This window comes from Kolteria novifilia, from assembly GCA_007748055.1.
Taxonomy (GTDB): domain Bacteria; phylum Planctomycetota; class Planctomycetia; order Kolteriales; family Kolteriaceae; genus Kolteria; species Kolteria novifilia.
Window position 1 is genome coordinate 3,407,129 of record CP036279.1, and the last position, 12,042, is coordinate 3,419,170.

The following is a 12,042-nucleotide window of genomic DNA, read 5'->3' on the forward strand; positions in this document are numbered from 1 at the left end:
CTCGAGAGCCAACGGACTCGAGAGCCAACGGACTCGAGAGCGCAAGCCGTCGATGGCGTCGGCCGACATTCGGGGGGGGCGAACGCGCATGATCGACTACGACGAGCTGTTCCTCCTGCTCCTTCTGGCCGAGCACCCCCACAAGATCGCGGGCGCTCGTCGGCTAGCGAGCATGGAAAGCAGTGACGCGACCGACGCGACGCTGCGCCAACGGCTCCTGGAGCTTGGCGTCGTCTCGTCGATCGAGTACGAGCGACTCGAGGCACGGCTGACGGCACTCCTTCGGGAGAGCTGTTGGAACGCGAACGCCGTTCGCGACACGCTGCTGTCATCAGCATCTCTCGATTCTCTGGACGTGATCCGACGCTACTTTCCGATGTTCTCGACCACGCGCGGTTCCGTCAGCGGGACGAATTTCCTCAATGAGGGCGTCTTCGCGCGGGGTGGTTTGGGCGAGTTGCTGCGCGTTCGCGAACCCGGCACTGGGCGGGAAGTCCTTCTCAAACGGGTTCAGCCCGGACTCGGCGACGAAGCCCAGATCCACTCGCGCTTCGAACGCGAGGCCCACGTGACAGCTCAACTCGAGCATCCCAACATCGTCCCGGTCTACTACGTGCCGGCGCCGGACGAAGACTCGACGCCGTTCTACATCATGCGACTGCTGCAAGGACACACGCTCGCCGAGGAGATTCGCGACTTCCACGCTCAAGCACCGGTGGGCGAAGAGAAGAACCAGAAGATCCAGCAACTGCTTCGTCGTCTCCTTCGGGTCTGCGACGCGGCGGCCTTCGCTCACGACCGTGGGGTGATTCATCGCGATATCAAGCCATCCAATATTATCTGCGAGGACTTCGGCAGCACCTACTTGATCGATTGGGGGCTCGTGAGGCTGATCGATGCCAAGGAGGAGTTCGGCGTCCGGTCGAATCTCCTTTCGCGCACTCGCGTCGATTCGGGCACGAAGTGCGTGGGCACCCCCGGTTGGATGTCGCCGGAGCAAGCGACCGGGAACGTCGTCGACGAGCGGAGCGACATCTACGCGATCGGCGCCGTTCTCTTCGCGATCCTCACCGGCGACGTTCCTCATCGAGATGCGGACGCCTCACCCAACCGGCAGGCGAGCGCCGAGTGGCCGGACGCTCGGGTTCGCGAGCAGTTCGGCCGGGTTTCCAGAACGCTCGGGGCGATTGCCTGCAAAGCGATGGCTTTCGATCGTGCCGAACGCTATGCCAACGTCTCCGCGCTTGCCGACGATCTTGACAGATGGACGACGGGGCGTCCCGTCTCCTGCTACCGCGAGCCTTGGATGCGGAGAATGGCACGCCGCATTGTCACTCATCCCTCGCGTTCGATCTATCTCGGCGGCGCGCTGGTCGTCCTATTTTGCTGCGCGGCCCTCGTCGGTTCCGCTTGGTGGACCAACAAACGGATCGTGAAACATGCCGCCATCGCCATCACCGAAGACAAGGTCGACTCGATCGCAAGCAGTCTCGAGTACGCCCTGAATCGGGCAAAGAATGGCGTCCGCCTGCTTGGCCGGTTGCGAGAGACGCTCGATTTGGTCGAGGAAAGGGACGCGACGAAGATCCGAACGATGACGTCGAACGGACTCGGCACCTTTCTGGCGGAGCGTCCGGAGATGGGAATGATCGCGTTCGCCAACGCGGCGTTCGACGGGAGCATCGTGGAGCTTCGCCGTGGGAATGAGGGTGGTGGCGTCTTCATCAAGGCGACGACGGAACTTGTCCACGCGGATCAAGTGAGAAGGCATCTCGTGAGGATGGAGGAAGGGACGGTCGCGATGTTTCCGCGAGAGGCAGGCAAGGACCTCCCCGCGAAGTTCGGATCCGAGATCTTCCTCGGCACCAAGGTCGTCGAAGGGGAAACCTTGCGCGGCTACGTCTGGGTGACACTCGATCTTCGCGAACTCATACTTCACTCGTTGGGCACGATGCTCTACGCCGACGCGTTGATCACCAATTCCGACGGGGAGACGATCTTCTGGCGACCCGGTAGCATCCGGCGGCGTCAAGAGAGAGTTCCTCCCGAGTTGCCGTCCAGCATCACCTCCTTTCTGCGCGATCGAAGTGACCACACGCGCGGCAAGGTCTTTCGAGGGTCGGGACGGGTCATCGTGGCGCAGCGTTTTCCCATCGTCTTCGAGGATGCCGGCGAACATCTGGGAGTGGTCCTTTCCCTCAACATGGAAATGGCTCCCTTCGGGGAGGAGGCGTTCGCGTGGAGAATGATCGCCGCGGTGATCGCGATCCTCGTACCGATCATCGTCGCGTCGATCTTGATGCGGATGGTCCTCGTGCAACTCGGGCGGCCGGACTGACGGTCGGGGAAGCTTGCGGGGCGAAGGCGTGTCGGAGGGAGGAACTCGCGAAAGGGGCTCGCTTCGGGAGACTGACGTCGTGAGGCCTCCCGAAGCCCGTCGGTCGAGCGAATGCTCAGTGACCGTGGCGATGACCGGGCAGGGGAAAGGGTTGGATCTTGATCGGCTGGTGGTGCCGTTGATGGTGATGGTGAATCTTCCGCGGAAAGCCGTAGCGAACGACGGGATAGCCGTAGTAGCCGCGGGGAACATAGGGTCGCACGAAGTAGTTGTATCGTGGGTAGTGGCGATAACCGGACTTCGAACCGATGACGTTGACGCCGACGCCCGCTTGCGCGGGAGCCGACCAGACCAGGCACGAGGCCACCACGAGGGCCAAGGTGGCGAAACTCAATCCGACCTTCTTGCCGAGACGACGCATGCTCACAACTCCTTCTGGTGCTCGACGCCTCGGGACTCGATCCGGGCGAACAGGCTCTTGCGTTTTGAATGACTCCCTGTGTCATTCCTCTGCAAGTACATGGTGAGAATGGCCGAGAGAAGGACAGCGAAAACCTCGCTGGCATGGACGTGGAGACAGGGGGAAGATTGAGAGAACACCCTCGTGGGATCGTGGGATCGTGGGATCGTGGGATCGTGGGATCGTGGGATCGTGGGATCGTGGGATCGTGGGATCGTGGGATCGTGGGATCGTGGGATCGTGGGATCGTGGGATCGTGGGATCGTGGGATCGTGGGATCGTGGGATCGTGGGATCGTGGGATCGTGGGATCGTGGGATCGTGGGATCGTGGGATCGTGGGATCGTGGGATCGTGGATCGTGGGATCGTGGGATCGTGGGATCGTGGGATCGTGGGATCGTGGGATCGTGGGATCGTGGATCGTGGGATCGTGGGATCGTGGGATCGTGGGATCGTGGGATCGTGGGATCGTGGGATCGTGGGATCGTGGGATCGTGGGATCGTGGGATCGTGGATCGTGGGATCGTGGGATCGTGGATCGTGGGATCGTGGGATCGTGGGATCGTGGGATCGTGGGATCGTGGGATCGTGGGATCGTGGGATCGTGGGATCGTGGGATCGTGGGATCGTGGGATCGTGGGATCGTGGGATCGTGGGATCGTGGGATCGTGGATCGTGGGATCGTGGGATCGTGGGATCGTGGGATCGTGGATCGTGGGATCGTGGGATCGTGGGATCGTGGGATCGTGGGATCGTGGGATCGTGGGATCGTGGGATCGTGGGATCGTGGGATCGTGGGATCGTGGGGATCGTGGGATCGTGGGATCGGTGGGATCGTGGGATCGTGGGATCGTGGGATCGTGGGATCGTGGGATCGTGGGATCGTGGGATCGTGGGGGCGAGCTTGGCATGCGCCGTGGAGCAAACGTTCTCACTCCTCGGAAACCCCTGGCCGGCAATCGATCAGGGGCAACGATCGTTGAAGGGTCGGACGACGCGCTCGCTCAGGCCGAATGGTGGGCCGGTGAGGAGGATCGCCCGAGGAGATGCAGGCACTGGTCCCGGACGTACATCGTGATCGAGAAGAGGGTCGGCACCAGGAAGAGCGTGAAGACGGTCGAGACCATCAGCCCACCGAGCACCACGCTCCCCAGACCGCGATAGAGCTCGCTTCCCGCGCCGGGAAAGAGCACCAGCGGCAAGAGACCGAGGACGGTCGTCATCGTCGTCATGAAGATCGGCCGGATACGTGTCTGGACGCTCGCGAGAATCGCCTCGGTCGGAGCCATGTCGTCTTCACGCATGTGGTTGAGCGACTGATGGACGATGAGGATCGGGTTGTTGACGACCGTGCCGATCAACACGACGAAGCCCAGCATCGTCAAGACGTCGAGCTGTTGCGGAAGCTGTCCCATCGAGGCCAGGTAGATGTTGAGCGCGTAGAGACCGAGCACTCCACCCACCGCGCCGAGCGGCACACTGAAGATGATCACGAATGGGTAGAGCCAAGATTCGAAGAGCGCCGCCATCAAGAGATAGGTGATCAGGAGCGCCAGAAAGATGTTAAACCGCAGCGCTTGCCATGTGTCGCGGAGCTTGTCGGCCGTTCCGGCGAGATGGATGCGATAGCCACCCTTGAGCGAGCCCTGTTCGGAGATCTTGGCGACGACCTCCTGCTGAATGAGGGTCATCGCGTCCTCGAGGGCCATCGCCGGCGGTGGAGAGACCTCGACGGTGATGGCGCGGATTCGTTCGCGATGATTGATCTGCTCGGGGCCGCTGCTCAACTGAATGCTCGCGAGCGCTTCCAGGGGAACGACGGCGCCGATCGGGGTGGCGACCGGCAGGGCGCGGACATCTTGCGAACGCTGGGCGAACTGTTCCTGGCCGAGGATCGTCAGGTCGATCTTGTCACCCTCGAGGAAGTAGTCGCCGGCGTAGGCCCCGTCGATGAGGGCGTTGGCCGCGTAGCCGAGATCGCTACTGTTGACGCCCATCTGCGCGGCTTGGATCAGCTTCGGACGAATGTGCATTTCCGGACTCGACAGGTCGAGGCTGGGGACCGGCCGCGCTTGGGCGTCGGGCATCAACGTCTTGACCATGCCCATGACTTGCCCGCCCAACGCGACGAGCTGTGGAAGATCGGGGCCGGTGATCTCGACGTCGATGGTTCGGCCGGCGCTGAGGCCGCGCTCGAAGAGGCTCGATTGCTTGGCCACCATGAACGTTCCAGGGAGTTCCTTGCCCGCTTTTTGCACGAGCGGAACCAGGTCGCTCGCTCGCGACTGATCGAGAGCCCGGACGCCGACGAAGACACGCCGATCGCGCGAGACGAAGAAGAAGTCACCGATGGCGGGATAGTCCAACGCCTCCAGGTCGACTTCGGCGGGATCGATGTCCCAATAGGGCTGAAGTGTCGTCTCGACGACCTTGCCCATGCTCGTGAGTTCGTCGAGGTTATAGCCCGGCGGGGGCAGAAGGATCCCGAAGATGAGGTTCCGGTTGCCCGTCGGTAGATATTCGACTTTCGGCCAGAAGAGATAGCTCAGTCCCAGCGACATCCCGACCAAGAGACCGATGACGAGCAACTGCCTCGCCACGTGTCGCTGGACCCAGGAGTTCAGCCCGATCACTCCACCGATGAATGCGCCGCCGATGGAATTGACGCCGCGAATCATGCGCGAACGCAGTTCGGTGCCGTCGGCTTGATCGAAGGAATCGGCATCGGAGTGACCGCCGGGATCATCATCCTGATGGTCGTGAAAGAGCCGTGCCGCCGCCGCGGGAATCACGACGACCGAGACGACGAGCGAGAGACTTACCGCGGCACTAATCGCCAGCGCGATGTCGCGGAAGAGTTGCCCCGCTTCCTCCTGCACGAAGACGATCGGTAGAAAGACCGCGACGGTGGTCAGCGTCGAGGAGACGACCGCTCCCCAAACCTCTTCGGTTCCTTTCGCGGCGGCGGTGAAGGGGGGCTCGCCCATCGCGTGGCGGCGATAGATGTTCTCCAGCACCACGACCGCGTTGTCGACCAGCATGCCGACAGCGAACGCCATGCCCGCCAGACTCACGACGTTGAGCGACCGCCCGAGCAGGTGAAGAATGAGGAAGGTTCCCACAATACTGATCGGAATCGCCAGCCCGACCACCAAAGCTCCGCGAGCGAACCAGAAACCAGAGCCGATGATCAGCACGAGACAGACGGCGAAGAACCAAGGTGAGACGTAGGCCGCTCCCAAGGCGCTGGCCAGGATGAGCGGAATCACGATCATCGCCCGCGTTCCGAAGTGAAGGAACGCCATCAGCACGACCATCGTCAGCGCGCCGCCGATGAAGATGTTCTGTCGGACCAGGTCGATCGAGGAGTAGATGTAGTCCGTTTCATCGTAGACTTGAACGATTTCCAGGCCGCGCTCGGCAAGCACGCCCTCGTTGAGTTCGTCGGCCACCTCGCGAAGCGTCGCCATCACATCGAGGACGTTGGCGCCCGTCTCCCGCAGCGCGTTGATCGCGATACAGGTCTCTCCGAAGCGGTAGACGAATCCATCAGGTTTCTTGTAGCCCAGCCGCGCCACGGCGACATCGCGAATGTAGACCGGAGCGCCGTCGCGAACCGCGAGCAGTTGCTCCTCGACTTGCTGAGGAGTCCGAAATTGGCCGAGGGTTCGCGTCACCCAACGACGCTTTCCCTCCCAGTAGTCGCCCGCGGACGTGTCCTCGTTCTGCGTCGAGAGGACCCGTCGGACATCGTCGACGGTGAGCCGCGAAGCGGCGAGCTTCTGGGGGTCGACGACGACTTGGAGCTCGTTCTCCAACCCGCCCAGGACGTTGGCTTGGGATACGCCGTAGACCCGTTCGAAGCGCGATTCGATCTCGTCCTCGGCGAATCGCCGCAACTTGATCACGTCGAGATCTTCGGGCGGAAGCAGCTTCTGAAAGCGATCGTCGGTCGCGGCCAGACGCCGCAAACGCATCATGATCAGCGACTCAGAGGATCGCAGGACCGAGTCGATCTCTTCCTTGAGGTCGGGATTCTCCTTTTGGAAGGTGAGAAGATCCTCCCTGGAGGGGCGACGGGCGCTGAGCATGAACCACGCGATTGGCCGATCGTTGGCGTCCGCGGTACTCAGGACCGGCTTGTCGGAGTCCTCGGGGTAGTCGCGAACCTGTTCCAAGCGGCTAACGACATCGACGACCGCTTTGCGCATGTCGGTCCCGACGGCGAACTCGAGGATCACCCGCCCGCGCGAGTCGGAGCTTTCGGAGGACATCTCGCTGACGCCTTCGACGCCCTTGAGCTGTTCCTCCTGCTCGACGATGATTTCCTGCTCGATCTCTTGGGGGCTGGCGCCCTGCCACGTCGTATCGACGGTGATCGTGGGAGTTTGGACTTCGGGGGTGAGCTGAAGCGGCATTTGGTCGACGGCGACCAAGCCGAACAGACTCACCATAAGGACACCGACAGAGACCTTGATCGGATGCCGGATGAGAGAATCGACAAGCCCCATGGTTTGCGCTTTTCCTGCGTCAACAAACTGTGCTAGAGAGAACTGACCGCGCTGGAGTTGGTCGTGCTCGTCCAACGGACGATGGAGGGTTTGCCCGGACTTGGTGGCTGAATCCGTTCGTTGCCCTTGATGACGACCAGTTGACCGGCCTTGAGGGCGCCGTCGACGGCGATTCGATTTCCGTCGGCGACTCCCAGAGTGACCGGGATCGGCTGGACCGGGCCTTCATGCCAGGACAAGCCGTTGGGACCGTCGACCGACTGAACATCGCTGGGATCGACCGTCCAGACCACCGCGTTTCGTCCCTTGATGACCAGGGCGTCCTTGGGGACGAGGATCGCGGGGCGCGTCGGTCCCGTCGGGAGCGTGACCCGAGACATCATGCCGGCCTTAATGAGCGGATGATTGTCGACCATGCGATTCTCGACGCGAACCTTCACCGGGAACGTTCGGGTTCGTCCGTCGGCCTTGGGAATGATACTCGCCACCTCGCCGACGAAGACCTCGCTGGGAAGGGCGGAGATCTCGACACGAACCTCGTCGCCAATCCGCAGGTGCGGGACATGATCCTCGAGCACGTGCGATTCGACCTCGACGATGTCGAGAGCGACGACCTCGGCGACGGGATCGCCTTGGCTGACCCACGCGCCCAGTTCGGTGTGTTCGACGGTGACGAAACCGTCGAAACGCGAGATGATGGTGTGCTTTTTCATCTGATCGCTCAGTTTCTCAACCAGGGCACGCTGCATCGCGACGCGGGCGCGGGCTTGGGCGAGCACCTCCTTGCGGGGGCCTTCGATCACCAAATCGAGCACCGCCTTGGCTTCGTCGAGCATCTCGGCCGCTTCGATCGAGCCGGAGACCGCGAGTTCGAGTTCTTCGACGGAGAGGGCCTTGCTGCGCCGATAGATCTGCTCGGCGCGTTCCCTCTTGGCCTGGTGGTACTCCATGAGAGCTTCGGCCGCCTTCATCCGTGCCTTCGCCTGGGCGATCTCTTGCGGACGCGATCCGTTCTCCAGTTCGGCGAGTTCCTGCTCGCGAAGTTGGAACTCTGCCTTGGCGCTTTCGAGCTCCAACGCGATCGTTTCGGTCATCAATTGAGCGAGTTTTTGGCCTTTTTCGACGCGATCGCCCTCATTGGCCGCCAATTCGATCACGCGACCGTGAACGGCGCTACCGACGACGGCGGTTCGTGAGGGATGGGCCGTGCCGACGAAGGTCTGCCCAGTCGAGATCTCGCGCTTGATCACGGGAGTGACCGCGACGACGGGGGCCTCATTCTGCGCGGACGCGGGCAAAGCGATCAGACCGACGGCGAGCAAGGCGAGAATGGGAGAGAGAACGAGCATCGAAGATGGACGGGGTTCTCGGTTGGATGCGGTGGAGAGTTTCATGAGCACTCCAAAGGAAGGACTAAATATGGTTCGGAGCATACGTCGCGTGTCTTCGTGGCGGACCGGCGCTTTCGTGAGCCATCGCGTCAGTCGAGAAACCGTCCTACGTGGTTACTGTCAACGCCGTCGACCGGTCCACAGGCGTCTTCGGATCGCCGGCTTGGTTGATCGTGCTCAGCATCCAGCCGAGCGGTGGTCTCGTGTCTTTACCGCAACATCCCCTTGCGGTGAATTCAGGTGAGATCGAGGAAGCAGGGGTTCCGGGTGTGGGCGTCACTGCTCTGTAGGGGTGACGAGCGAATTCTTGACCACTCATTCACCTAGTGCCGAGTCTACTCTCCGGTAAAGAAATTGGCAAGCGGAGAACTTACGCGAGTCGAAGTCGCCTCCCCGGCGCCGTTTCCGACGCGCCAGCGAGGGGTGAGGGGACTCAGCGCCTTGGCCCGAATGGCGTGACCAGTAGGTCGTGGCGGTTTGTCCCGAACAGGATCCCGAGCACCGCTTGATGTCCTCTCTTTATCCGTGACCCGAGTGGCCGTCCGTCGGCAGCGGTGGGGGAGCGATCGTTCGGCCGAAGAGTTCGTGGATCAATCCATCGCCGACCGCGGGGGATGCCACCACGTTGTCGCGACTGGTGTTGAAGGGAGCGATCAGCTCTTGGCTCTTCATCGAGGAGACGCGAACGCCCCCGAGGTAGGAGTCCTCGAACGCGAAGAAACTGTCCAGTTGCTCGATGTTGGGATGGTGATGAACGTGGCTGAGCGGATCGTCGTCGACGTTGCCGTAGATCTTGATGTTGCCACGAGCTCCCGTCCCGGAACCGACGATCATGTCGGTGTAGCCGAAGCCTGTGATCTGTCCGGCTCCGACGAAGACGCCCCCCAGGAAGTCCGGGTCGAAGGCCATGAAATTGGCCATCAGGGCACTGACGGCGATCTCCCCGGTGGGGAGGATGTTGTTCAGTTGCTCGCTATCGATGACGCGAAGATGCGGGGGGCCACCGAAGCCGGCTCCGGTGATGATGGCGGCGAATCCATCGCCGACGATGTCTCCCGCCGCCACGCGCACTCCACCGGAAAAACTTGGGTCGTAGGCGTAGAAACTCGCGAGTTCGGCCAGTCCGACGGCATTGAACGCCCGAACGTGAGGCCCCGCGCCGGCGCCCGCTCCCACCACGAGGTCGCAGAAACCGTCGAGGTTGATATCGCCGCCGGAGACCGAGACGCCGCCGCGGAAGGACTGATCGAACGCGTAGAAACTGTAGAAGAGGGCACTGTCACTGATGACGCCATTCTCGTCGATCTGATCGAGCTTGGTTCCGTCGATGACCTTGACGTGCGGTCCGGCACCAGGGCCGGCGCCGACGACGACGTCGTAGAAGCCATCCTTGTTGACATCCCCGATCGCCGTGGAGACGCCCCCTAGGAAACTCGGATCGAACGCGAAGAAACGAGAGACGACCTCGTTGGTGACGGGGCTAATGATCTCGACGACGGGAGGGCTCCCCTCGTCGACGCTGACCGCGAAGATCGGATCGTTGGGGATCATGGTCACGCCCGCCATCATGCCGTGGTCTTCGTGAATGAGCCGATGGCAGTGGTAAACGACATCTCCCAGGAATTCCTGGAACTCGATCCGAATCGTGACCGTGGTGCCGGCCGGAATGTTGACGATGTCCTGCCAGATGCCGAGGCCTTGGGCGCCGACTGGTCCCGGTCCGGAGATCACTTGTTGGGGGTTGGTGTGGAAGTGGAAGGGGTGGTCCTGGGAAGAGGAGTTGACGAGCGTCCACTCCTCGATCGTGCCGATTCTCGGTTGAAAGACCGGATTGTTCGGATAGGCCTGCGCGTTGATGAGCTGGAAGCCATTCTCGTCGCTGAACTCGGCAACCCGATAGGCGGCAATTTCCGTCGGCTCGACCACGCGCAGATCGCGGAAGAGGTTGTTCGGTGCCTGGAGCGTCGAACCGGTTTGGGGCGCGACGAACCCCGTCGGGGCGTCCCAGGGTTCTCCCTCGAAGCGAATGGTCATTAGGGTTCGGGCCGGCCATACGTTGGTCGGATCGGGATTCCCGGGAGATGGGCCGAACCCGATCGTTTCGAGCGTGTACTCCTGGCCGGGAACGGGGTTGTCGGGCGCCTTGACGAGAACCGACCAGCGCGAACCCGTCGGCATGCCGAGGGTCGCCGGGTTGCCTGCGGGACGTGGGTTGCCCACTGTCGAGAAGGGTTGACCGTCCCGGGCGACCGCAAGCCATGGAATGGGCTCTTCGGGAGCGGTGGAGTCGATGAGTTGCAGTCGGTAGAAGGCATCGCTACCCGCGTTGACGATGTTGAAGACGCGCCATCCACCCGGCTGTATCGTCATCAGCGGATTGAGCTGCCCATTGACGGTAATGATCTGCTCGTCGTGGAACTCGCCGTCCGGCGGAACGCGAACTTCGCCGTCCTGAACCCAAGTGTGCTGGATAACGAGGTGGTTCTGAACGAGTCCGTCCAACTCCGGGAATCCCCCGTCGGCCCGGCCGATGACGAGCATCCCGGCTTGTCCCTTCGCGACTTGCTCGTTGACCAGGCCGTGACGATGGGGATGGTACCAGTGGGTCCCGTCGGGATGGTCGTCGGGGATGTCGAACTCGTACTGAAACGACTCGCCCGGATCGATCTGAATCAACACGTTGTCGCTGTTGCCCAACGGAGAGACGTGCAAGCCGTGGGTATGGAGGTTGGTCTGTTGCGGCAGATCGTTGACGACGTTGATCCGCATCGTGTCGCCGGGATTGGCCTGGAGGAGCGGGGCGGAGAGCTCGCCGTTATACGTCCAGACGTTCTCGGCCAAGACATCACCGACCATCGCGGGGCCCACGGTTTGCATGAGCGTCACGTCGAGCACACCGTCTTGACTGGCGAGCAACTCGGGTTCTTGGAAGGGGTCGAGGACGGGAACAATCCGCTCGGATAGGCACTCGAATGTCAGGGCCGGATGCGTTATGGAGCTCAATTCTTGGTTCGCGTCGCCGCGTCGATCCGTCATGGTTCCTCTCCGTCGGGTGCACCGTTCTGGTGTGACTGTATTTTGTAACGTGTTGTTTGGGAATAGGTTACGTTGCCGGTGGCTGCATGGTTACAAACCTGCACTTGGTACGCAAGAGGTAGGCGGGGAAGATTGGGTGAAGTTGAGAGGTCGATGCCGCATGACCGGAACGGGGAGCGGTTTCGGGGAGGTCGCGGAACGGCAAACGTCGAGCAACTCGTCGCCAGGGACATGGGAGATGGAAACGCCACCCGAAACCTGATGTCTCTGGGTGGCGTCGGAGGTCGGCTGCGAGTCCGACCGGCA

5 protein-coding genes are annotated in these 12,042 nt (G+C 62.1%); 1 reads left to right on the plus strand and 4 read right to left on the minus strand.

The features are described 5' to 3' along the window. The first annotated feature begins 88 nt into the window (after positions 1 to 88). Complete coding sequence (locus tag Pan216_RS12420; protein ID WP_419193582.1) at positions 89 to 2,338, plus strand: serine/threonine-protein kinase; 2,250 nt, start codon at positions 89 to 91, stop codon at positions 2,336 to 2,338. Between the two features lie 115 nt (positions 2,339 to 2,453). Here Pan216_RS12420 and Pan216_RS12425 read toward each other — a convergent pair whose 3' ends face one another. The 4 genes from Pan216_RS12425 to Pan216_RS12440 form a co-directional block, all read right to left on the minus strand. Next, on the minus strand, positions 2,454 to 2,759 hold the full coding sequence (locus tag Pan216_RS12425; RefSeq protein WP_145258301.1) for a hypothetical protein: 306 nt from the start codon (positions 2,757 to 2,759) through the stop codon (positions 2,454 to 2,456). 1,043 nt (positions 2,760 to 3,802) lie between these two features. Continuing rightward, complete coding sequence (locus Pan216_RS12430) at positions 3,803 to 7,309, minus strand: efflux RND transporter permease subunit (RefSeq protein ID WP_145258302.1); 3,507 nt, start codon at positions 7,307 to 7,309, stop codon at positions 3,803 to 3,805. A 32-nt stretch (positions 7,310 to 7,341) separates the two neighbouring features. Then, positions 7,342 to 8,703, minus strand: a complete 1,362-nt coding sequence (locus Pan216_RS12435; RefSeq protein ID WP_419193583.1) for an efflux RND transporter periplasmic adaptor subunit — start codon at positions 8,701 to 8,703, stop codon at positions 7,342 to 7,344. Positions 8,704 to 9,219: 516 nt separating this feature from the next. Then, on the minus strand, positions 9,220 to 11,736 hold the full coding sequence (locus Pan216_RS12440; protein ID WP_145258304.1) for a multicopper oxidase domain-containing protein: 2,517 nt from the start codon (positions 11,734 to 11,736) through the stop codon (positions 9,220 to 9,222). Positions 11,737 to 12,042 lie beyond the last annotated feature (306 nt).

Excerpts from the sequence above, each read along its gene's own strand:
- Pan216_RS12420 (WP_419193582.1), top strand. The coding sequence starts at position 89 with ATGATCGACTACGACGAGCTGTTCCTCCTGCTCCTTCTGGCCGAGCAC.
- Pan216_RS12425 (WP_145258301.1), bottom strand. The coding sequence starts at position 2,759 with ATGCGTCGTCTCGGCAAGAAGGTCGGATTGAGTTTCGCCACCTTGGCC.
- Pan216_RS12430 (WP_145258302.1), bottom strand. The coding sequence starts at position 7,309 with ATGGGGCTTGTCGATTCTCTCATCCGGCATCCGATCAAGGTCTCTGTC.
- Pan216_RS12435 (WP_419193583.1), bottom strand. The coding sequence starts at position 8,703 with ATGAAACTCTCCACCGCATCCAACCGAGAACCCCGTCCATCTTCGATG.
- Pan216_RS12440 (WP_145258304.1), bottom strand. The coding sequence starts at position 11,736 with ATGACGGATCGACGCGGCGACGCGAACCAAGAATTGAGCTCCATAACG.